At 72.1% G+C, this 22364-nt stretch carries 20 protein-coding genes; 13 read left to right on the top strand and 7 right to left on the bottom strand.

From position 1 onward, the window contains the following. Positions 1-62 precede the first annotated feature (62 nt). From ABZY57_RS23765 to ABZY57_RS23740, 6 genes are all read left to right on the top strand, one after another. Positions 63-1028 carry an ABC transporter permease gene (locus ABZY57_RS23765; protein ID WP_356515029.1) on the top strand — a complete coding sequence of 322 codons (966 nt, stop codon included), beginning with the start codon at positions 63-65 and terminating at the stop codon, positions 1026-1028. Further along, positions 1021-1917, top strand: a complete 897-nt coding sequence (locus ABZY57_RS23760) for an ABC transporter permease (protein ID WP_356515027.1) — start codon at positions 1021-1023, stop codon at positions 1915-1917. The genes ABZY57_RS23765 and ABZY57_RS23760 overlap by 8 nt, the downstream gene beginning before the upstream one ends. A gap of 53 nt (positions 1918-1970) precedes the next feature. Beyond that, entirely contained in the window at positions 1971-2861 is an 891-nt protein-coding gene (locus tag ABZY57_RS23755; RefSeq protein WP_356515046.1) for an ABC transporter ATP-binding protein, read from the top strand. Next, a complete protein-coding gene (locus ABZY57_RS23750) occupies positions 2854-3513 on the top strand; it encodes an ATP-binding cassette domain-containing protein (RefSeq protein ID WP_356515025.1) in 660 nt (219 codons plus the stop codon). Before ABZY57_RS23755 ends, ABZY57_RS23750 begins: the two co-directional genes overlap by 8 nt. A 100-nt stretch (positions 3514-3613) precedes the next feature. Beyond that, entirely contained in the window at positions 3614-3808 is a 195-nt protein-coding gene (locus ABZY57_RS23745; protein ID WP_356515023.1) for a hypothetical protein, read from the top strand. 168 nt (positions 3809-3976) lie between these two features. After that, complete coding sequence (locus ABZY57_RS23740; RefSeq protein WP_356515021.1) at positions 3977-5545, top strand: hypothetical protein; 1569 nt, start codon at positions 3977-3979, stop codon at positions 5543-5545. 178 nt (positions 5546-5723) lie between these two features. Here the strand turns inward: ABZY57_RS23740 and ABZY57_RS23735 are convergent, their stop codons facing one another. Continuing rightward, positions 5724-9191 carry a M28 family peptidase gene (locus ABZY57_RS23735; protein WP_356515044.1) on the bottom strand — a complete coding sequence of 1156 codons (3468 nt, stop codon included), beginning with the start codon at positions 9189-9191 and terminating at the stop codon, positions 5724-5726. A 199-nt stretch (positions 9192-9390) separates the two neighbouring features. Here ABZY57_RS23735 and ABZY57_RS23730 point away from each other — a divergent pair, with 199 nt between their 5' ends. The 3 genes from ABZY57_RS23730 (at position 9391) to ABZY57_RS23720 (ending at position 12885) form a co-directional block, all read left to right on the top strand. Next, a complete protein-coding gene (locus ABZY57_RS23730) occupies positions 9391-10350 on the top strand; it encodes a LysR family transcriptional regulator (RefSeq protein WP_356515019.1) in 960 nt (319 codons plus the stop codon). 125 nt (positions 10351-10475) lie between these two features. Further along, on the top strand, positions 10476-11873 hold the full coding sequence (locus ABZY57_RS23725) for a sulfatase (protein ID WP_356515017.1): 1398 nt from the start codon (positions 10476-10478) through the stop codon (positions 11871-11873). 181 nt (positions 11874-12054) lie between these two features. After that, positions 12055-12885: a formylglycine-generating enzyme family protein gene (locus ABZY57_RS23720; RefSeq protein ID WP_356515042.1), complete on the top strand. Its 831-nt coding sequence runs from the start codon at positions 12055-12057 to the stop codon at positions 12883-12885. Between the two features lie 60 nt (positions 12886-12945). Here ABZY57_RS23720 and ABZY57_RS23715 read toward each other — a convergent pair whose 3' ends face one another. The 3 genes from ABZY57_RS23715 to ABZY57_RS23705 form a co-directional block, all read right to left on the bottom strand. Next, a complete protein-coding gene (locus ABZY57_RS23715; protein ID WP_356515015.1) occupies positions 12946-13542 on the bottom strand; it encodes a TetR/AcrR family transcriptional regulator in 597 nt (198 codons plus the stop codon). Between the two features lie 86 nt (positions 13543-13628). Then, complete coding sequence (locus tag ABZY57_RS23710; protein WP_356515040.1) at positions 13629-15617, bottom strand: discoidin domain-containing protein; 1989 nt, start codon at positions 15615-15617, stop codon at positions 13629-13631. Between the two features lie 291 nt (positions 15618-15908). Continuing rightward, positions 15909-16757, bottom strand: coding sequence for an AraC family transcriptional regulator (locus ABZY57_RS23705; RefSeq protein WP_356515013.1), 849 nt, complete (start codon positions 16755-16757; stop codon positions 15909-15911). Positions 16758-16806: 49 nt separating this feature from the next. Here ABZY57_RS23705 and ABZY57_RS23700 point away from each other — a divergent pair, with 49 nt between their 5' ends. Beyond that, positions 16807-17322 carry a DUF2000 domain-containing protein gene (locus ABZY57_RS23700; protein WP_356515011.1) on the top strand — a complete coding sequence of 172 codons (516 nt, stop codon included), beginning with the start codon at positions 16807-16809 and terminating at the stop codon, positions 17320-17322. 82 nt (positions 17323-17404) lie between these two features. Beyond that, a complete protein-coding gene (locus tag ABZY57_RS23695) occupies positions 17405-17995 on the top strand; it encodes an NADPH-dependent FMN reductase (protein WP_356515009.1) in 591 nt (196 codons plus the stop codon). Here ABZY57_RS23695 and ABZY57_RS23690 read toward each other — a convergent pair. The 3 genes from ABZY57_RS23690 to ABZY57_RS23680 are packed head-to-tail and all read right to left on the bottom strand — an operon-like array spanning position 17992 to position 20601. Continuing rightward, positions 17992-18246: a hypothetical protein gene (locus ABZY57_RS23690; RefSeq protein WP_356515007.1), complete on the bottom strand. Its 255-nt coding sequence runs from the start codon at positions 18244-18246 to the stop codon at positions 17992-17994. The two genes, ABZY57_RS23695 and ABZY57_RS23690, sit on opposite strands and share 4 nt — an antisense overlap. Positions 18247-18264: 18 nt before the next feature. Continuing rightward, positions 18265-20274, bottom strand: coding sequence for a sigma-70 family RNA polymerase sigma factor (locus ABZY57_RS23685; protein WP_356515005.1), 2010 nt, complete (start codon positions 20272-20274; stop codon positions 18265-18267). 3 nt (positions 20275-20277) lie between these two features. Beyond that, positions 20278-20601, bottom strand: coding sequence for a YciI family protein (locus ABZY57_RS23680; RefSeq protein WP_356515003.1), 324 nt, complete (start codon positions 20599-20601; stop codon positions 20278-20280). A gap of 163 nt (positions 20602-20764) precedes the next feature. On the opposite strand from ABZY57_RS23680, the gene ABZY57_RS23675 reads away from it, so the two are divergent. Beyond that, on the top strand, positions 20765-21433 hold the full coding sequence (locus tag ABZY57_RS23675) for a DUF998 domain-containing protein (protein WP_356515001.1): 669 nt from the start codon (positions 20765-20767) through the stop codon (positions 21431-21433). A gap of 202 nt (positions 21434-21635) precedes the next feature. Then, on the top strand, positions 21636-22232 hold the full coding sequence (locus ABZY57_RS23670; RefSeq protein ID WP_356514999.1) for a hypothetical protein: 597 nt from the start codon (positions 21636-21638) through the stop codon (positions 22230-22232). Positions 22233-22364: the final 132 nt, after the last annotated feature.

Genomic DNA, 22364 nt, shown 5'->3' with positions numbered 1-22364 from the left:
GTCTCCGCCGGCTCCACGACCTCCACCGCTTCCACCGCTTCCACCGTCTCCCGTGGCGGCCGATGGCGCGCATGGCGGTGCGGCGGACCCTGTTCGCCGGCCCCGTCCTGCTCGCCGTCACCTTCGGGGTGTTCGCGGTGGCCGCGCTGTCCCCCTTCGACCCCGTCAAGGCATACGCCGGCACCGCCGGGCTCACCGCCTCCCAGGCCGGACTCGACCAGCTGCGGGTCAACCTCGGCGCGGACCAGCCCCTGCTCACGCGCTGGTGGGAGTGGCTCACCTCGGCGCTGACCGGGGACCTCGGCACCTCCGCCGTCATGCGCCAGCCCGTCTCCGACGTCATCGCCGAACGGCTCGGCTGGTCGGCGCTGCTCGCGCTGTGCGCCTTCGCCGTCGCCGTGCTGCTGGGCACCGGGCTCGGCGTCCTGGCCGCGCGCAGGCAGGGCGGGCGCCTGGACCGGGCCGTCTCCGGACTCGCGTACACCCTCGAGGCGGCCCCGGCCTTCTGGCTGGGCCTGCTCGCCATCTGGTTCTTCTCGGTGCGCCTCGGCGTGCTGCCGTCCGGCGGCCTCACCGACGCGGGCAGCGACGTGGTCACCGCCGGGCAGGTGGCCCGCCACCTCGTGCTCCCCGCGCTGGTCCTCGGCATCTCCCAACTGCCCTGGTTCTTCCTGTACGTCAGGCAGGGCGTGGCCGACGCGCTGCAGGAGGATCCCGTACGGGGCGCCCGGGCGCGGGGCCTGGGGGAGCGGCGGGTGCTGCTCGGCCACGGACTGCGCTCGGGCATGCTCCCGATGCTGACCCTGATCGGGTCGCGGGTACCGGAGCTGATCACCGGCGCGCTGCTGGTGGAGACCGTCTTCAGCTGGCCCGGCATCGCCGCGGCCACCGTCCGGGCCGCGACCTCGGTGGACTTCCCGCTGCTGGCCGCGCTGACGGTCCTGGCCACCGCGGCGGTGCTGGCCGGGAACCTGCTGTCCGACCTGCTCTACGGGCTGGCGGACCCGAGGGTGGGCTTCGATGGCTGACACGACCGACACGACGGACACGACCGGAGCACCGCTCTGGCGGCCCCACGGCCGCGACCGCGGTTCCACCCGGAACGTGCGGGTGCGGACCTCGGCGGTGATCGTCGTCCTTGTCGCGCTGGCGGTGCTGCTGGTACCGCCGCTGGTCCAACTCGACCAGCAGGCGGTCGACTTGTCGGCAAAGCTCCTGCCGCCCTCCTGGGCCCATCCCTTCGGCACCGACGACGTGGGCCGCGACCTGCTGCTGCGCTGCGTCTACGGGCTGCGCGTCTCGCTGATGGTCGGGCTGGTGGCGGCGCTGGTCGCCACCGTCCTCGGCACGGCGGTCGGCGCGCTCGCCGGGGCGCTCGGCGGGTGGCCGGACCGGTGCGTCATGCGGGTGGTGGACGCCCTGTCCTCGATCCCGCACCTGCTGCTCGGCATCTTCATCGTGGCGATGTTCCGGCCGGGGGTGTGGCCGGTGGTCGTCTCCGTGGCCCTGACCCACTGGCTGTCCACGGCCCGCATCGTGCGCGCGGAGGTCCTCTCGCTCCGCTCGCGGCCCCATGTGGACGCGGCCGTCTCGGGGGGCGCGTCGCGGTGGCGGGTGGCCGTACGCCACCTCGTGCCCGGAGTGCTGCCGCAGGCCGGGCTCGCTGCCGTGCTGATGGTCCCGCACGCCATGTGGCACGAGTCGGCCCTGTCCTTCCTGGGCCTCGGCCTGCCCGCGCACCAGGCGAGCCTGGGCAACCTGGTTCAGGCGGCCCGCGGTTCGCTGCTCGCCGGCGACTGGTGGCCCACGCTCTTCCCCGGGCTCCTCCTGATCGTCCCGACCCTGGCGATCGCCGGCCTCGCGGGCGCCTGGCGCGAGCGCCTCGACCCCCGCCGCCGCTCGGAGCTGAGCCTGTGAAGACCTCCATCCGGCCCGTCCTCGAACTGGACCGGCTCTCCGTCCGCTTCCGCATGCGCGGCGGCCGGTACGTCGCGGCCGTCACCGACGCCACCCTCGCCCTGGCTCCCGGCGCGTGCCTCGCCCTCGTCGGCGAGAGCGGCTGCGGCAAGTCCGTGCTCGCCTCCGCCCTCCTCGGACTGCTCCCCGGCAACGCCGAGACCGCGGGCTCCGCCCGGCTCGCCGACGGGACCGACCTGCTCGCCCTCGACGAGCGCACCCTCGCCCGGAGCGTCCGGGGCCGCCGCGTCGCACTGGTGCCGCAGAGCCCGGCCGCGCACCTCACCCCGGTCCGCACCATCCGCTCCCACCTGGAGGAGACGGTCCGCGAACTGACCGGGACCGCCAGGGCGGACCTGCGGGAGGCGGCCGAGGCCGCGGCCGACCGGGCGGCCTTCCCCGCCACCCACCTCGACCGCCACCCCCACGAGCTCTCCGGCGGGCTCGCCCAGCGTGCCGCCACCGCGCTCGCGCTGATCGGCGACGCGCCCCTGCTGCTCGCCGACGAGCCGACCACCGGCCTCGACCGGGACCTCGTCCACCGCACCGTCGACGAGCTGCGCGCCCACACCCGGGACGCCGGCCGGGCGCTGCTCATGATCACGCACGACCTCGCGGCGGCCCACCGCATCGCCGACACCGTGGCCGTCATGTACGCGGGCCGCATCGTGGAAACCGCCCCCGCCGAAGCCTTCTTCGGCGCCCCGGGCCCCCGCCACCCCTACGCGCGCGGACTCCTCGACGCCCTGCCCGAACGGGCCTTCGCCCCCATCCCGGGCGCCCCGCCCGAGCTCGGCGCGCTCCCGCCCGGCTGCGCCTTCGCCGCCCGCTGCCCGCGCGCCGACTCCCGCTGCCGGGCCGACCGGCCCCCGTTCACCGAAGGGGTGGCCTGCCACCATGCTTGAGCTCACCGGCATCACCGCCGGCTACGACCGCCGGGCCCCCGTCGTCCGCGGCGCCCACCTGAGCCTCGCCCCCGGCGCATCCCTCGGACTGCTCGGCCCCAGCGGCTGCGGCAAGTCCACGCTGGCCAGGGTCGTCGCCCTGCTGCACCGGCCCGACCGGGGGACCGTGGCCTTCGACGGCCGCGCGCTGACCGGGTTCCGGCACCGGGCGCCGCGCGCCCTGCGGACCTCCGTCGGCATGGTGTTCCAACAGCCCCGGCTCGCGGCGGACCCCCGGCTCAGGCTGCGCGAGCTCGTCGCCGAGCCGCTCCGGGCCACCGGCCGTCGCGGCGAAATCGATGCCATCGTCCCAGAGTTGGCGGACCGGGTCGGCCTGGGAGCGGACCTTCTCGACCGGCGGCCCCACGAGGTAAGCGACGGCCAGCTGCAACGGGCCTGCGTGGCCCGGGCCTTGGTGCTCCGGCCGCGCTGGCTGGTGTGCGACGAGATGACCGCCATGCTCGACGCGTCCACCACCGCCGCGCTGGTCGGCGTAGTGGAGGAGTACCGGGAGGAGTCCGGCGCTGGCCTGCTGGCGGTGGGACACGACCCCGTTCTGCTCGGGCGCTGGTGCGGGCGGACGGCCCACTGGGACGAGATCGTCAAGGACTGAACACCGGTCACGGACCGTCAACACCCGTTTGGCGGACACGGGTTTCGCCCGAAGAGCCCTCCCGCTGCGCCACCATGGCGGCGCGTAAGGAGGTGTTCCGATGGTGATCTCCCTCTCCGTCCTCGTCCTGCTCCTCGTCCTCGCGTGGATCTTCATGCGCGGCGGCGGCCTCAAGCTGTCGCACGCGCTCGTCTGCGTCCTGCTCGGCTTCTACCTCGCGAGCAGCAGTCTCGCGCAGACCATCCACAACGGGGTCTCGGCCACGGCGAACGTGGTCAGCGGCTTCACACCCTGACCCGTGGCCGTCACCCGCCCCTCTCCGTCCACGAGTTGATCAACTGTTGCGCCTTCGTGAATCATCCGGCTCTTCCATGGACTCCTCAGGCAGTGCGATCTAGCGTCTGGCCGCGGCGCGATGTCATACGCAATGTCAACAACACTGAGGACAAGGGAGGAAGTCCGGATGTTCCGAAGAGCGCTGAACTGCGCCGTGGCCCCGGCTCTCGCCGCATGCGCGGTGCTGTACGGGGTCTCGCCGGCCGCCGCCGAGGAGATACCCCTGGCCCCTGGCCACCGCCTGGTCAGCCACTACGACGGCGCCCCGGCCACGGCCGCCCCGCTGCCCGGCGAAGCACCGCCGCAGCACCCGTTCCTCGCGCCCAACGGCCGCAGCGGCATGCACTCCGACGCGGCGGGCAGCGCCACCTCGCCCTGGTCGGGACCGCTCGGCAAGAACCCGAAGGTGACCAGCGCGAAGATCGCCGCCCTCGGGGGCGAATGCGCCACCGCCACCTTCGACTCGGGCGGCCGGCTGGTCACGGTGTGCGGCACCTTCGGCGGCTTCAAGGTCAAGCTGCTGGAGCCCCGTACGCTCGCCACGCTCGCGGAGTACCAGCTCCCGCAGCGTTCCTCGACGGTCCAGGCGATCACCTCGCTCGACTTCTCGAAGATCTTCAAGGACACCTCGGGCGGCGCCTACTTCTACCTGGACAACCAGGACCGTGCGGTGCTGGCCGACTCCCGCCAGCACATCCTGAGGCTCTCGCACGTCCAGAACACTGACGGCGGCTGGCAGTTCAAGGTGGACGACGACTGGGACCTCACCGGCCAGGTCCCGCACGACTGCGTCGACTGGACCAACCTGTGGCCCACCGGCACCTGCGACCCCGTCACCTCGGTGATGCCCGACTGGAACGGCCGCATCTGGTGGGTCACCCGCCAGGGCCGTGTCGGCACCGTGGACCCGGCGACCTCGGTGATCCGCTCGATCCGGCTGGCGGGGGAGGAGATCCAGAACTCCTTCTCGGTCGGCGAGGACGGCGTCTCCATCGTCACCGACCACGCGCTGTACAGCTTCACCGCCTCCGCCGACGGCACCCCCGTCGCGCAGTGGCGCCAGACCTACGACCGTGGCACGGGAACCAAGCCCGGCTCGGTCAACCAGGGTTCGGGCACCACCCCCGACCTCTTCGGCAACGGCTACGTCGCGATCACCGACAACGCAGACGACCGGATGAACGTGCTGGTCTTCAAGCGGGGCCCGGACGTTCCCGAGGGGCAGCGGCTGGTGTGCAAGGTCCCGGTCTTCGGATCGGGTGCCTCGACCACCGACAACTCCCTGATCACGTGGGGCAACAGCATCATCGTCGAGAACAACTACGGCTACGAGAACGTCACGTCGCTGGTCCTCGGCAAGTCGGTCGTCGGCGGCGTCAGCCGCATCGACGTCCGCGCCGACGGCAGCGGCTGCGACACGGTCTGGCAGAGCGCGATCCGCGCGCCCTCCGTGGTCCCCAAGCTCTCCACCGCGAACGGACTGCTCTACTTCTACGAGAAGGAGCCGAACTACTGGGGGATCGACGCCTGGTACCTGACGGCCGTCGACTTCCGCACCGGGGAGCGCCGCTGGCGTCAGCTGACCGGCACCGGCCCGCTGTACGACAACAACTGGGCCCCGATCACGCTGGGCCCCGACGGGACGGCCTACGTCGGTGTCTTCAACGGCATCGTCGCCGTCCGCGACGGAGGCTGACCCCGGGCGCCGAGTCACTGCACCGCGTCACCGCTGGGGCCCGTCCACCGGGCGGGCCCCCGCTCAGAGCAGCCGGCCGACGCGCTCGATGGCCACCCGCGCACGGCCGGGCGGCACCCGCTCCGGCTGTGGGGCCGGGGCGGGTGCCGCCCGGGTGGTGCTCAGGCCGCCGCGGGCGTCAGCTCACCTGGAGGGTGACGTCGTCCACGACGAAGGAGGTCTGCAGGGAGGCGTCCTCCACGCCCAGGAACTTCAGGGTGACCGTCTGGCCGGCGAACCGGGAGACGTCGTACGTCTTGAGCTGGTAGCCGGAGGCCGCGTTCACGTTGGACAGGCTCGCCAGCGTCTGGCCGCCCACCGAGACCGTGAAGGTGTCGTAGACCGTGTTCTCGGTCTCGGCGGTGTCGATGTGCAGGTAGAAGCCGAGCTGGTACGAGGAGCAGCCGGTCGGGATGGTCACGGACTGGGAGGCGCTGTCCGTGCGGGTCGTGCCGTAGCCGTTGAGCCAGGCCTTGTACGTGCCGCCGTGCGGGGTCTGCCCCGCCTGGTTGGTGATGACGTTCGTGGTGGTGGTCCACGGGGCGGTGCCGCTCTCGAACCCGCCGTTGGAGACGAGCTGGCGCGGGGTGCAGGAGGGGCCGGTGCCCGTGACGGTCAGGGTGTAGGTGGTGGTGTGGCTCACCGAGCCCGTGCCGGTGACGGTCAGGGTGTACGTGCCGGGCGCGGTGCTCGCGCCGACCTGGACCGAGAGCGTCGAGGAACTGCCCGACTGGACCGAGGTGGGGCTCAGTGAGGCGGTGGTGCCGGCCGGGGCGCCGGTCACCGACAGGGCGACGGTCTGGGCGGCGCCGCTGGTGGTCGCGGTGTTGATCGTCGAGCTGGCGCTGCCGCCCTGGGCGGCGCTGCCGGTGGCCGGGGAGGCGCTGATCGAGAAGTCCGGACCGGGGGTGGTGCCGCCGACGGCCTGGTTCCAGACGGTGTAGGCCACACCGTCGGCGCTGCGGTCCAGGACCGTGGCGCTGATGTTGTTCGTGGTGTCGCAGGACGCGTGGTAGCAGGGGTCGTACGCCGCGTTCGCGGTGCCGCCCCACTTCGCGGCCTGCGCCGAGGTCTTGCGGGCGCTGGCGCCGGCCGCGTAGCCGGAGGTGGGGATGCCGCCCTGCTGGAAGGAGTAGTCGTCACTGCGGCCCTGGCCCTCGGTGTTCTCCTCGGGAGCGAGGTTCAGGGAGGTCCAGTAGGCCTTGAGCGGGGCGGCCGCGGTGGAGTTGACGTTGTTGATGAAGTAGCCGCCGTTGGTCGAGCCGACCATGTCGAAGTTGTAGTAGGCCTTGATGGCGGTCTTCTGGGTGCTGGTGAGCTGGTTGACGTAGAACTTCGAGCCGTTGAGGCCCTGCTCCTCGTCGGTCCACCAGGCGAAGCGCACGTGCTTGGTCATGGTCGGGTTCTTCTGGGCGAGGACGAGCGCGTTCTCCAGCAGGGTCGCGGAGCCCGAGCCGTTGTCGTTGATGCCCGGACCCGCCGAGACGCTGTCGAGGTGCGCGCCGAACATGATCGTCTGGTCGGCGGGGCCCCCGGGCCAGTCGGCGATCAGGTTGTTCGACGGGTAGGTGCACGAGGTGCAGTTCTGCTCGGTCACCGTGTAGCCGGCGGCCTGCAGCTTGCCCTTGATGTACGCCACCGACGCCGTGTAACCGGCGCTGCCCGCGCGGCGGTTGCCGCCGTTCTGGGAGGCGATCGTGTTGAACTGGGTCAGATGCGCCTGCACCGCGGCCACGTCGATGTTCGGCGCGCCGGGGCCGGGTGTGGTGCCGCCGACGGTGAGCGCGTAGTCGACGGTGTGCGAGAGGCTGGTGCCCTGGCCCTTGACCACGACGGTCGAGGATCCGGGGGCCGCGCTGGAGGAGGCGGTCAGCGTCAGCGTCGAGGACTGGCCGGCCTGCACGGTGGCCGGGCTGAACGAGGCGGTGACCCCGGCCGGCAGGCCGGACGCGGTGAGGGTCACCTGCTGGGCCGTGCCCGTGGAGATCGCCGTGGCGACCGTGGTGGTGGTCGACGCGCCCTGCTGGACGGTGCCCGAGGACGGGTTCAGAGCCAGCGTGAAGTCGCTGTTCTCGCCGCTCGGGGTGCAGGTCGGGTCCGCGGTCTGCGCGGGCACGCTGATCGCGTCCCAGGCGGCCTTGGTCTTGGTGAACAGCCCGCAGGTGGCGTCCAGCGACTTGGCGGAACTGAGCGTCGCGGTCCGGTACTTCTTGTAGGACATGCTGGAGGTCTTCAGCAGCATGCCGCCGTAGAAGATCTTGCCGGCGTTCTGGACGCCCACACCGGTCAGCGTGGACTGGTTGCAGGTGCTGCTGTTCGGCTTGCCGCCGCCCGGGCTGGTGCCCTCGGCGAGCAGGTAGAACCAGTGGTTCAGCGGGCCGGCCGCGGCGTGCACCTCGGTGCCCGGTATCGAGGAGCTGTAGCAGGCCGGGTCGTTGTTGACGGCCGCCGGGTTGTACATGTTGCGGATCGGCCCGCTGCCCACGAGGTTGATCGTCTCGCCGACGAGGTAGTCCGGAGTGTCGTACGGGGACGGCTCGTTGGCGAACGCCTCGGTCAGTGCGCCGAAGATGTCGCCGGTGGCCTCGCCGAGGCCGGACTCCTGGCCGCTGGTGCCGCCGGGGGTGTTGGAGTCGATGGCGTGCCCGTACTCGTGGGCCACCACGTCGATGCTGGCGATCCACTCGTTGGCGTTGTTGTGCCCGATGGTGACGGTGCTGCCGTCCCAGTAGGCGTTCACGTCATTGAGGCCGACCTTGGCGGGGAAGCTGCGGCCGCTGCCGTTGACGCCGTTGCGGCCGAGCCACTGGCTCAGCATGTCCCACTGCTTCTGCGCCGCGAACATCAGGTCCGTACAGCCGGTCTCCTTGGAGGTCGGGTTGCCCGTGCCCCAGGAGTCGGAGGACTTCGAGAAGACGGTGCCGGAGCTGTAGTCGGCGCAGCTCAGGCCGGCCCGGTTCGGGTCGCGCAGGGAGTACGTGCCGCCCGACGCCGTGGTGTCGATCGTCAGCGGGTTCGGTCCGTTCCACTTGCTGTTGCCGCTGCCCGCGACCACCTCGTCGAAGCGGTCGACGACCTTGCCCGTGCGGGCGTCCACGAACACGTGGAGCTTGCTGGGCGCCTTGGTGGTCCGCCCGATCAGGACGGTCTCCCAGGCCAGCACCGCCTTGTCGTCCTTGAGCTTGACGACGAGCCGGCGGCTCTGCACCTGGTCGGTCCTGACCTGCTCGGCGCGCGAGACGGCCTCGGCGGCCTGGGCCGTGACGGTCGCCGTGGTGGCCACGTCGATCGCGGTCGCGGAGGCCGACTGGAGGGCGCGTACCCGGCCCTGGCCGTCGGCGAGGACGACCGCGTCGCCGCCGACGACCGGCAGGCCGCGGTAGCTGCGCTCGTACGCGACGGAGTAGAGGTCCTTCACCCAGGGGGTGACCAGGCGCCGGTCGTACTGCTGCTGGGGGGAGTTGACCAGGCTGTCGAGGCCGCTGCGCACGGCCGCGTCGGCCGCGGCGACCGCCCGTTCGGCAGCGGTGGCCGGCGCGGGATCCGCGTTCTGCGAGGCGGTGGCGGTGGTGGCCAGCGTGCCGGCGAGGCCCGTGGTCAGCACCATGGCCGCGAGGGCGGCCATCCATCTGGTGGGCTGCAAGAGTCCACTCCGATCGTGTGGGGGGATGGGGCGGGGAGGGGTGGAAAGGCGGTCCGGCTGTTCGCGGCCGAGTATGGGCGTGTCCATGACGAGATCGGGACATCCCTGCCGACATAAGACCGGCGTTATGGTGCCGACGGGTGACGCTGCGTAAGCTGCCCGGATGCAGCTGGAGTTGAGGCATCTGCAAGCGGTCTGCCAGATAGCGGAGACCGGCAGCCTGGGGGGTGCGGCGCGGATCCTCGGCGTCTCCCAGCCGGCGCTCTCCGCCCAGCTGCGCCGGATCGAGCGGGTCACCGGCGGCGAACTCTTCGTCCGGGGCCGGCTCGGGGTCGAACCCACCCCGCTCGGTCAGTTCGTCCTGGCCAAGGCGCGCCGGGTGCTCAGCGAGATGGACGCGCTCGGCGCGGAGACACGGGCCCGGACCGCGAACGCCCCGCTGCGCCTGGGCTGCATCCTGCTGGTGCTGATCGACGGACTGATCGCCCGGCAGGATCTGGTCCTGTCCGGCCGGGAGATCACCGTGGACATCGAGGACTCGGTGACGGCCCTGGTGCGGATGCTCGGCGCGGGGCGCTACGACGTCATCGTGTACGGCGAGGTGAACGACCACGAGGTGCCGCTGCCCGCGGGGGTGACGGCCCGCACCCTGGTCTCCAAGGAGCCCTTCTGCATCCGGATGTCAGCGCGGCATCCGCTGGCCCGCCTCGAGGCCCTCGACCTCGCGGACCTCGCCGACGAGCAGTGGATGACCCTGGTGGAGGACGACGACGGCGGACCCGAGGCGCTCGTCGAGGCCTGCGCCAAGGCCGGCTTCGTCCCCGCCCTGCGCTACCGGATCACCGACCGCATGATGCAGTACGACCTCATCTCCGCGGGCCGCGCCGTCTCCCTCAGTCAGCCCACGGCGCCCGCCGTGGCGGGCACGGTGATGCGCCCGTTGATCGGGGCCCCGGTCACCGGACGCATCCGGCTCGCATGGAACCGCTCGACGGTCTCGGCCCGGCAGGCGGAGCTCTTCTACCGGTCGGCCGTCTACGCGTACCTGGCCAATGTGGACAACAACCCGTTCCACCGGGCCTGGTGGGACGAGCATCCGGAGGCCCACCCGGCCCTGGACTGATGTCATTTCATACTCCGTACATGGAACGCGTATTGGGATCCCTTTACGCTCTCCGCATGGCAGTGGCCGCCACACACCATGGACGAGGTAGAGGGGGCCCCTTCGGAGAGCGGGAGGAAATACCCATGAGCAGGAGAGACCGTACGCGCGTCAGTCGGCGAGGATTCCTCGCCGGTACCGCGGCGGCCGCGGCCGCCGCCACCGTGCCCGCGCTCGGCCAGGCCGCCGCGGCCCCCGCGGCAGCCGCCGGCCGTCCGAACATCCTGCTGATCGTCACCGACGACCAGCCCAAACAGACCGACTGGGCGCTCCAGAAGACCATCGGCTGGCTCGCCGGCCAGGGCGTGAAGTTCAACCACGGGCACGTCACCACCCCCCTGTGCTCGCCCTCCCGCTCCTCCGTGTTCTCCGGCCGCTACGCCCACAACCACGGCGTCCGCAACAACGCCTCCTCGGCCGCGCTGGACCAGAACACCACGGTGCAGCGCTATCTGAAGCAGGCCGGATATCGCACGGGCCTCTTCGGCAAATACCTGAATTCCTGGAACATCGCGGACGCGCCGCCGCATTTCGAGGAGTTCGCGCTGCTCCAGCCCGGATACGTCGACGCCAAGTGGAACGTCAACGGGGCCGTCCAGACGATCAACGGCTACACCACGAACATCATCAAGAACCGGACGCTGAGCTTCGTGGACAAGGCGGCCACCGACACCCGGCCGTGGTTCGCCTACGTCACCCCGTACGCCTCGCACGGGCCCCGTACCCCCGAGCCCCAGTACGCGGGCATCCCCGTACCCGAGTGGAACGGGCGCCCCTCGGTCACCGAGGCCGACCGCAGCGACAAGCCGCCCTACATCCAGAACGCCACCGGCACCCTCGAAGACGGCCGGCGGATCCGCGCCGAGCAGCTGCGCACGCTCCTCACGGTCGACGACGCGGTCCAGGCCTTCAAGGACAAGCTGGCGGCCACCGGGCAGCTCGACAACACCCTCGTGATCTACATCGGCGACAACGGCTTCGGCTGGGCCGACCACGGCTGGACCGCCAAGTCGGTGCCTTACAGCCCCGCCCACGAGGTGCCGTTCTACCTCTCCTGGCCCGCCGGAGGCCTCGGCGCCGGCACGGTGGACAACCGCATCGTCGCCAACATCGACATCGCGCCCACCATCCTCGACGCCGCCGGAATCACCCCGAACACCCCGCAGGACGGGGTCTCGCTGCTGGGCACCCACAGTCGCGACCACCTGCTCGTCGAATGGTGGAAGCAGGGAACCGGCACCGACCACCGCACCTGGTCCTCCTACGTGTCCAAGGACAAGCAGTACGTGGAGTACTACAAGCTGCACACGGATGCCAACGGCACCGTGTCCGGCACCGGCGAGGTCACGTTCCGGGAGTACTACGACCTGGTCGCCGACCCGTACCAGCTGGTCAACAAGCTGTACCAGGCCACGCCGACGCAGGAACGGAACCTGGGCATCCCCGCCCTGGCCGCCCAGCTCGCCGCCGACCGGGTCGGCTGACCCTCCGGCCTCCTCCGGCCTCCACCCCTCCGGCCTCCGGCCGGGCGTCGCCGCCCGCCGGCCGTCGCCCGGCCGGACCGCACCCCTCCAGACGTTCACCGGAGTCCCCGTGTCCACCGTGTCCTCTTCGCTTCCCTCCTGCTGCACCCCGGGCCATGACGCCCCGGCCGGCGCCCTCACCCTGCTCGCCGCCCCCGCGGTCCCCGCGCCCCGGCCCGTGCGCGGACTGCTCGACCTGCCCGGGGGCCGGTTCCTCATGGGCACCGAGGAAGCGGACGGATTCCCGGCGGACGGGGAGGGCCCGGTCAGGGAGGTGGAGGTGGCCCCCTTCCGGATCGCACCGACCACGGTGACGAACGCCCAGTACGCCACCTTCGTGAAGGCCACCGGATACGTCACGGAGGCCGAGGACTTCGGCTTCTCCTTCGTCTTCGCCGGTCTGCTCGCGGCCGAACTCGCCGACACCGCACCGGCCGTGGAAGGGGTCCCGTGGTGGCGGGCGGTGTCCGGTGCGAACTGGAAGCGGCCCGAGGGGCCCGCCTCTTCCATCGCCTCCCGGCAGAACCACCCCGTCGTCCACGTCTCCTGGAACGACGCGACGGCCTACTGCGCCTGGTCCGGGACCAGACTGCCCACCGAGGCCGAATGGGAGTACGCGGCCCGCGGCGGCCTGGAGCGGCGCCGCTACCCCTGGGGCGACGAACTCGCCCCGGGCGGGCGGACGATGCTCAACATCTGGCAGGGCGACTTCCCCACCCTGCACACCGGCCCCCACCTCGGCACCGTCCCCGTGAAGTCGTACCGCCCCAACGGCCACGGCCTGTACAACACGGTGGGCAACGTGTGGGAGTGGTGCTCCGACCCCTTCGCCCCGGGCAACCCCTCCCGCGCCATGCGCGGAGGTTCCTTCCTCTGTCACGACTCGTACTGCAACCGCTACCGGGTCGCGGCGCGCAGCTCCAACACCCCCGACAGCTCCACGTCCAACATCGGCTTCCGCGTGGCGGCTTGAGGGCGGCCGGGCTCAGCCCTGACCGGGCTCATCCCCGAGCGGGCTCCCCCTTGACCGGGCTCAGTCCGCGCGGACGAGACCGGCCACGTGATCGGTGACCATGTCCAGGATCTCGGCGGCGGCCTCGTCGTCGCCGAGGACCAGGAAGTTCAAGGTCACCCCGTCCGTCATGGCCGCCAGATAGCGGGCCAGCACGGTCACCGGCACGCTCAGCTCGAACGGTGTGATCCGGCGCAGCTCTTCGAGCAGCTCGGTGTAGGTGTCGCAGTAGGACTCGTACTGCTTGCGCGCCAGGTGCCCGAACTCCGGCTGACGCAGCGCGTACTGGGTGAGCTCGTACGTGAGCATGTGCGCGCCGGGGCTGGCCGCCACGTGGTCCCAGTACGCCTGGAAACCGGCCCGGATGGTCTCGCGCAGCGTCGGCCTCGGCACGATCGCGGCCTTCACGAGGGTGACGTAGTGCGAGGTGATGGTCTCGATGACCGACTCCAGCAGCGCCTGCTTGGAGTCGAAGCAGTAGTGGAAGACGCTCAGGGAGACGCCCGCTTCGGCGGCGATGGACCGGGTCGTGGTCCTGGACACCCCGTCGCGGGTCATCGCACGGATCGCCGCCTCCGTCAGCTGCCTGCGCCGGTCGGTCAACGGCATCCGTGCCATGTACGGGTTCCCCTTCGTTCCGGTGCGCCCCGAGCGGGGTGTCCGCGGGCGCACCAGCCCAGCCGCGACCACCCCGCTCGACGCCGTCAGCTGCTGTATACGCCGACTTCGTACAGGGAGTAACCCCACTGGGTACCGCGTCCCGCTCCGTGGACGCGTACGTACCGGGCCGGGACCCCCGCGAACTGGGCCGTGTCCAGGCCGCCGTCACCGCTCGCCGTGGACCAGGCCGTCTGCCAGTTCGTACCGTCGGGGGAGACCTCGATGCGGTACGACTTCCCGTACGCGCGCTCCCATTCGAGCGTGACCCGCTTGACCAGGGCCGGGGAGCCCAGGTCGACCTGCACCCACTGGTCGTCGCTCCAGTCGCTGGCCCAGCGGCTGTTCCGGTTGCCGTCCACGGCCTTGCCGGGCGCGTAGCTGATGAACGGGTTCCACTCCGCGGAGCTCGCCGAGGCGGCCGCGCCCGACGCGAGGTTCACTCCGGCCTTGTGCTGCTCGGAGGAGCCCCAGGTGCGCAGGTAGGACTCGGCGCCCTTGAACAGGTCGTCCACCACGCCCTGCCCGCCGACCAGCCGGATGTCCTCGATCCAGTCGGGCACCAGACCGTAGTGCGAGGCGCCGTCGGTGTTGAGGTCCCAGGTGCGCTGTCCGGTGGTCTGCTTGTCGATGACCGAGCCGCCGTCGGCGCTGCGGAAGGGGTACGTGACCGGGGTCGGCGCGTTCGCCCCGCGCGGGCCGGGCCAGCCGCCGACGCCGTTCATGTCGGTGCCGTAGCCGTAGCCGACGCCGTACTTCTCGCGCAGTGCGTCGGTCCGCTTGGCCTCGGCGCTGAAGCCCTCGGAGCCGCTCATGTACTGGGCGATGAAGCCGCCGAGCTTGTAGAGCCGCTCGGTCCAGTTCAGGTCCATCCAGCTGTGCGAGGAGATCACGCCCGGGTACGACTCGGTTTCGAGGATGTCGAAGGCCTGGCCGGCCGCCTTCACGCTCATGTGGTCGATTTCGAGCATCATCTTGCGTTTCATCATGCCGCGTACCGCGTAGTCACCGAGCTCGGTGAGGCCGCGGGTGTTGCACTGGGCGCCCGAGGCGTACGAGGGCACGCTCACGCCCGCCGGCAGCTCCTTCTCGGCGGCGGCCGCCGGGGCCAGGCCGATGGGGTTGTCGTGCTGCGGGCCCGCGCACGCCTCCGTCTTCCAGAAGGTGCCGGTCGAGAGGAACTGTCCGACGTTGATGGCCGTTCCCAGCGCGCCCTCGTCGAAGCGGACGCCGCACAGTGCGTTGTCGAACTTGTGGCACAGGAACATGCTGCGCACGCCGAGGTTGTACAGCTCGTCGAGGCCGCGGTCGATGTCCTGCTTGCTGCACTGGGCGACGTCCAGGATCTGCTTGCAGCCGAAGGGCTCGGAGGTCTCGACTCCGAGGACCACGGCCAGCTTGCCCTGCTTGATCACCTCGCGGGCCTGGGCGGAATCGGTGACGATGCGGAACCAGCCCTTGCCCGGGCCGCCGTACATCTTGTCGATGTAGGCCTGCATGTCATAGGTCTTCTGCGCCTCCAGGCGGATGGCGGTCATCTCGTCGCAGCTGCGGTCCTTGAAGAAGTAGACCGAGCAGATCACGCCGTTGGTGACGAGGTCGTTGACGAGGACGCGCTGGCCGCCGCGCCAGGCGCGCTCGATCCAGGCGTAGTAGTTCTGCTGGTGGGTCAGCGAGTCGTGGGCGGGCCAGTCCTTGAAGGTGGGCCAGCCGTCGGGGTCGTGTTTGCCGTCGCCGCCCTTGGTGATGAAGTCGAAGATCGCGAGGCTGCCGTCGGGGTAGTGCTCGGGACAGTCCTTGAGCGCGTCGGCCACCCCGGCGTCGGAGAAGGGCTTTCCGCAGATCAGTCGGCCGCCGAAGCCCTCGTTGGACATGATGTGGTCGTGCGCGTCGACGAAGCCCCGGACGTTGCCCTGGGCGTCGGTGCCCTTGAAGGGCTCACCGGTCACGTTGATGGCGGAGTCGGGCGCGGGCCGTGCGGTGGGGTTCCACCAGCCGTTGTCGGCCGCCGCTCCCGGTACGGGGCCGAGTGCCATGGCGAGCAGGCCGAGGAGCAGGGACAGGATCGCGAAGGGCCCCCGTCGGCGGTGGCGGCGGGCTTCCGGTCGTTGCCTTCGTGGTTCTCGGGTCATGGCCACTACTCACGTCCTCGGTCGGCGGAGGGCGCGGTCGAGGACACGGTCCACCTGAGGCGTGGCCGCCCTGGCACCTGTTTGTCATGTCCCGCGCAAGCATTGGGTCGAGAATCGCTACTGCCGGGTACAGAGTCAAGAGTCCGGGTCACATGACCTGATGGATCGTCACCCTACTCGCCGGCAGGGCCGCCGTCAGCGGGATGCGGAGGAGCGGGCGTAGCGCCCCGGCGTGGTGCCGACGACACGCTTGAAGTGCCGGGTGAAGTGCGACTGGTCGTAGAAGCCGGCCTCGACGGCCACCTCGGCGGCCGGGCGGCCGTCGAGGAGGAGCCGGCGGGCCAGCGACACCCGGCGCGAGACGAGGTACTGGTGCGGGGCGATACCGAAGGCCGCGCTGAACGCGCGCACCAGGTGCGCGGGATGGGCCTGGAGCAGCCCGGCCGCCTCCTCCAGGGACAGGCCCACGGCCGCCCGCTCGTCGAGGAGCTCGCGCAGGCTCCGTGCGAGGCCGGTGCCGGAGCCGAGGCCCGCGCCGGAGCCGAGGCCGGCGCCGGGCCGTGCGGCTGTGGCGCCCGCACGTTGGAGGCGGGGCCGGAGCAGGGTGCGCAGCCGGTCGCCGATCAGCGCCAGCCTGCTCTCCGCCTCGAACTCGTCACCCGGGGCGCTCAGGACCCGGTGGAGCTGCCCGACGCGCCGGCGCAGTACGGGGTCGGCCAGGTCGGGACCGTCCACGGCGGCGCCGATGAAGCGGGCGTCCAGCACGGTGGTGTCGAGGTAGACGACGCGCTTGCGGAACCCGTGGGGGGTCGCGGCGGAGCCGTTGTGCGGAACCTGTGGCGGGAGCAGGCTCACGGTGTCGCCCGGCGTGCCGCGCCGGTGGCGGTCCAGGTCGTAGCGGATGGCGCCGTCGTCGACGATCAGCAGGGTCCACGCGTCGTGGACGTGCATGGGATACGCGTGAGCGGTGAAGCGGGCGTGGAAGACCTCGACCACACCCGCGACGCGCGGACGCCAGGCCGAAACCTCCTGCTGGGGCTGCACGCAAAGAACGTACAAGATCGTGCACGGGGGTGCACGGCAGTCTCGGGGCATGAGCGACGAGAAGAAGACGAGCGCGACGAAGAGCGACCGGGACGAGCAGGGCGAGCGGCATGAGCTGGGCGACCGGGACGAGCGGGGCGAGCGGGACGCGCCCGTGCGGTTCGACACCAAGATCGCGGTACTGCTGCGCGACGACCTGGAGACGTGGCAGCGGCTGAACGTCACCGCGTTCCTCGTCAGCGGGCTCGGAACGGCGTCCCCCGAGGTGGTCGGCGAGCCGTACGAGGACGCCGACGGGACCCCCTACCTGCCGATGTTCCGCCAGCCCGTACTGGTCTTCGAGGGCGGGAAGGAAACGGTGACGGCGGCGCACGAGCGGGCGGTGCGGCGCGGGCTGTCGACGGCGGTGTTCACGGCGGACCTGTTCGGCACGGGCCACGACCGGGCCAACCGGGCGGCCGTGGCGGCGGTGGGCAGGGAACGGCTCGACCTGGTCGGGATCGCCGTCCACGGCGCACGCAACTCCGTGGACAAGGTGCTCAAGGGCGCCCGTATGCACCGCTGAGCGCCGTGCGCCCGCGCTTCGGGGCCCGGTCGGCCCCGGGCCGCTGCGCCGCGTCCCCTGACGGCTCCATACATTGGGGCCCATGTCTACGCTGCCTGTGATCCTCTTGCTGTCCGGAAGCCTTCGGGCCGGCTCCTCCAACGAGACCGTCCTGCGCACCGCGCGAGCGGCGGCTCCCTCCCGGGTGCGCACGGTCCTCTACGAGGGGCTGGCGGACCTTCCGCACTTCAACCCCGACGAGGACACCGACCCGCTGCCGGGTCCCGTGGCCGGGCTGCGCGCGGCGATCGCCGAGGCTGCCGGGGTGCTGATCTGCACCCCGGAGTACGCCGGCACCCTGCCGGGTTCCTTCAAGAACCTGCTCGACTGGACGGTCGGCGGCACCGAGATCTGCGACAAGCCCGTCGCCTGGGTGAACGCGGCGGCCCCGGGCCGCGGCGAGGGCGCGGAGGCCACCTTGCGGACGGTCCTCGGCTACACCGGCGCCGACATCCGGGACGCGGCGTGCGCCCGGATCCCGGTGGACCGCAGGACGGTCGGCCCGGACGGCACCGTCGCCGACGAGGCCGTACGCGCCCAACTCGCCCGGATCCTCACCCTGCTGGCGTCCGGGGGGCCGGGTGAGGGGCCGGGCGAGGACCTCGTTCCGTCCGGAGGTCGTTGCGACTCCTAGTGTGCTGCCCGGGCCCGTTGACCGACCGTGAACTCCGCCGCGAGCCTTCGGCGGTCGATCTTGCCGTTCGCGTCGGTCGGCAGGGCGTCCAGGTCCACGTGCACGAAGCGGCTCGGCACCATGTACGGGGCCAGCTCCTCGCGCAGTGGCTTCGCCGGCTCCGAGGTGGGGCGCCGCTCGCCGGTGTGGAGGGCGAGCGGCCGGCCGCCGTTGGCGCCGGGCTGGTGCAGGACGACCGCCTCCGTTGACACGCCGCCCCGGCCCGCGCCTCAACGGGCAGTCCGGGCCGTCTCCTTCGGGTCGGGTTTGAGGCGGCGGAGGGTGTAGCCCCCGTGGGCGGGGTCCAGGGGCCTGGTGGCCTCCTTGAAGAGGTGCTCGGCCCGCTCGTAGGACAGGCGGCGCCGGCCCGTGTCCGGGCAGAGGTCGGCCGGGGCGGGGGTGCGGGCCGGACCGGGGCGGCGGTCGGAGAGGAACACGGGCCCCCTGGTGCGGCCGGCCAGCAGCAGGGGCAGGAGCCCGGCCGTACCGGCGCGCCAGCTCACCCAGGTGCGGCCCGCGCGGGCCCGGCGGTCCTCCAGGTCCAGGTCCTCCACGTTCAGGGCCAGCACGGTCTTCACCCCCGCGGCCGATTCGTGCAGGAGCCGCCACAACGTCCTTTCCCGCAGGGGAACTTCGGGGTCGGCCCAGAGGGCTTCGAGCTGTGCGGGGTCCAGGGCGGAGGGCCGGGGGAGGGGCTCGGCGCGCCGCTCCAGACCAGCCGCGAGCCCGTCCAGGCCGGCCCAGGCGCCGAAGGAGCGTACGGCCGCGCGGTGCCGGTTCCAGGTCCTGGCGGCCGTACCGCCCCAGGCGGCCGAGCACACCCGTGCCACCTCCTCGGACGTCAGGCGGGAGAGCGGCGCGGCGTCGCCGAGGTCCAGGCGCAGCCGCCCCAGGGTCTGCCCGTACGAGCGGATCGTCGCCGCGTCCAGGTCCGCCCGGCCCAGGAAGCCCTCCGCGGCCCGGCCGAGGGTCGGACCCGGTGCGGGACCGGCCGGGCCGCCGGTGGCGGGGACCTCCTCCGCGCGCCGCCGAAGGAAGGCGCGCTCGGCGGCGTTCTTGGCGAGGGCCGCCGCCCGCAGGAACTCCGTCCGCGCCTCCGGGCCGCGGCCCAGGCGCAGCAGCAGGTCTCCCCGGACGCCGGGGAGGAGGTGGTAGTCGCGGAGCACGGGATCGGAGACCAGGGAGTCCACCAGGTCGAGGCCGGCCTGCGGCCCGTGCGCCATCCCGAGCGCCACCGCCCGGTTGAGCTGGACCACCGCCGTCGGCAGCAGCCGCACCAAGGCCCCGTACAGGGTCGCGATCTGCACCCAGTCGGTCTCCTCGGCGGTGCGCGCCTGCGCATGGCACACGGCGATCGCCGCTTGCAGCATGTACGGGCCGGGGCCCCCGCCGGCCTCCCGCGCGCGCAGCATCGCGGTGAAGCCGCGGCGGACGAGCAACTGGTCCCAGCGCCCCCGGTTCTGCTCGTGCAGCTGGACGGGCTCGCCCGAGGGCCCGGTGCGCGCCGCCGAACGGGAGGCCTGGATCTCCATCAGCGCGACCAGGGCGTGCACCTCGGCCTCCCGGGGGGCCAGCTCGGCCAGCAGCCGGCCCAGCCGGAGCGCTTCGAGGCAGAGTCCGGGCCGCATCAGATCGTCGCCGGAGGTGGCCGAGTAGCCCTCGTTGAAGATCAGGTAGATGACCTCCAGCACCGAGGACAGCCGCTCGGGCAGCTCCGGCTCCTCCGGCAGGTCGAAGGGCACGCGGTGCTCGGCCAGCGTGCGCTTGGCCGCGGCGATCCGCCGGGTGACGGCGGTCGCCGTGACGAGGAAGGCCCGTGCGATCTCCTGGGCCGTCAGGCCGCCCAGCAGCCGGAGGGTGAGCGCCGCACGGGCCTCGGCCGGCAGCAGGGGGTGGCAGGTGAGGAACATCAGCCTCAGGACGTCGTCCTGTTCGGGCTGCGGGTGGGCGTGGAGCTCCTGCCGCTCCTCCAGCTCGTGGGCGAGCTGTTCCCGCTTGCCCGACAGCAGCCGGGAGCGCCGGATGTGGTCGACGGCCCGGCGTCGGGCCGTGGTCGTCAGCCAGGCGCCGGGGTTGTCCGGGACCCCGGCGCCGGGCCACTGTTCGAGCGCGGCGACGAGCGCGTCCTGGGCCAGCTCCTCGGCCAGGCCGACATCGTGCACCATGCGCGTGAGCGTGGCGATGATCCTGGCCGATTCGAGCTTCCAGACCGCGTCGATCGTCCGCGAGGTGTCCGGCACGGGTCAGGGGCCGAAGACCTGCTGGACCACGCTCTCGCCGTCACCGACGATCCTGCGGAAGCGGCGGGCCAGTTCGATCGCCTCTTCCCTGGACCGGACCTCGATCAGCGCGAAACCGGCCACGGCCTCCTTGGCCTCGGCGAACGGCCCGTCCGTCACGGTGATCTCCTCGCCGGCGGATGCCACCCGGATGCCGCCCGGTTCCAGGCCGCCTGTGGCCAGCAGCACGCCGGCCGCCGTCAGCTCCTCGATGAACCTGCCCATTTCGGCGTACAGCCGCTCGTCGGGGGCGGCGTCGGAAGGCTTCGTCGTCATCAGGTAGCGCATGGGGACTCCCTCGTCTCGTGGTGCCGAGCTGCTGCCCGTACCTGCCTACACGTCGAGCCGGCGATGTGACAGGGAACGCGCCCATTCCCTGTCACATCGCCGGTTCGACGTATCGGCGCGTACCGAACGAGATCCGCGCACGACGAACCCGAGAGGCACCGCCATGAGCACCCGGACCCCCGCCGCCACCGTCTCCTGCGCCCGCTCCTCCTCCGCCACCCGCTCCCTGCTCGCCTGCGCGGTCGTGGCCTCCCCGCTGTGGGCGGTCGTCTCCCTGACCCAGGCCGCGACCCGCGAGGGCTTCGACATCACCCGCCACCCTCTGAGCGCGCTGAGCAACGGCAGCCTCGGCCTGCTCCAGATCGCCAACTTCCTGATCGCCGGAGTCCTGCTCGCCCTCGGGGCGACCGGCCTGCGCCGGGCCCTGCGCGGCGCCCCCGGATCCACCTGGGCGCCACGGCTGGTCCGGATCGGCGGCATCGGCATGATCGCCGCGGGAGCCTTCGTCATGGACCCGGTCGACGGCTTCCCCGCGGGCGCCCCCTCCGTGGAGAGCGCCACGCTCACCTGGCACAGCTATGCCCACTTCGCCGCCGGGTCGGTCACCTTCACCTCGCTGATCGCCGCCTGCTACGTCCTGGGCCGGCACTTCGGCCGCGCCGGGAACCGCCGGTACGCGATCGCCTCGCGGGTCGCCGGCACCGCCCTCCTGATCGGCAACGGCTGGGCCATGAGCGGCGGCCCGGCCGGCACCCTGACCCTGGCCGTCGGAGCCGTCACGGCGATGCTCTGGATCTCCGCGGTCGCGTACCGCAGCCGCCGGGGCTTCTGACCCCCCGCAGGCCTCCCGGGCTTTTAACCGGTGATTCGGAGGGCGTCAAGTCCCGAGTTTGCGGAACATGACCCGGATGTACCGGCCGGGGCTTACTTGAGGCACAAGGGGAGACGGAAAGCCTCTCCGAGGAACTCCTCCTCTCCCCGAATTACCGCACCGTCCCGAATATCCGGGACACGTAAACCAATAGGAGAAGGTCATGAACCGTAAGACTCGCACCAACAACGTCGTCCGCACCAACCGTCGTGGATTCCGCATCGCGACCCTGGTCGCATCGGCCGCCATGATCTCGGGAGGGGTCCTCCTTCCGGCCTCCATGGCGACGGCGGCCCCGGTACCCGCCCACGTGGCGACCGCCCTCCCGGCCGCCGGTGGCGCCGGAGGGGACGGCGGCGAAGGCGGCGGCGGCCTCATCGGTGGCGGTGGCGGCTCCGGCGGCTCCGGCGGGGGCAGCGTCCTCGGTACCGGCGGCGCCGGCGGCAACGGCGGCAAGGGCGGCGACGGCGTCCTCTCCGGCGGCGGTGGCGGCGGCGGCGGTGGCGGCGGCGAAGGCGTCATCGGCGGCAAGGGCGGCAACGGCGGCGCGGGCGGCAGCGGTCTCTTCGGAGGCAGCGGCGGCAACGCCGGCAACGGCGGCGACGGCATCCTGGTCGGCGGCAACGGCGGCAAGGGTGGCAAGGGCGGCGACGGCGTCTTCCAGGGCGGCAACGGCGGCAAGGGCGGCAAGGGCGGCTTCGGTGGCCTGTTCGGCGGCCTCGGCGGCGGTGGTGGTGCCGGAGGCAGCAGCATCTTCTGACCGCGCTTGACCAGCTGAGCTCGACGGGGGTGGAGGCCTTCAGGGCCTGCCCCCCCCCCCCCCCCCCCCGCGCGCCCCCCCCCCCCGCGCCCAACCCAACCCGCGGCGCCGCAAAAAGGAAAGCCCCCCAGT

It is taken from the genome of Streptomyces sp. NPDC006450 (assembly GCF_040612195.1).
Classification (GTDB): domain Bacteria; phylum Actinomycetota; class Actinomycetes; order Streptomycetales; family Streptomycetaceae; genus Streptomyces.
The sequence above is the reverse complement of the archived record's forward strand: the minus strand, read 5'-3'. Positions and strand labels throughout refer to the sequence as shown.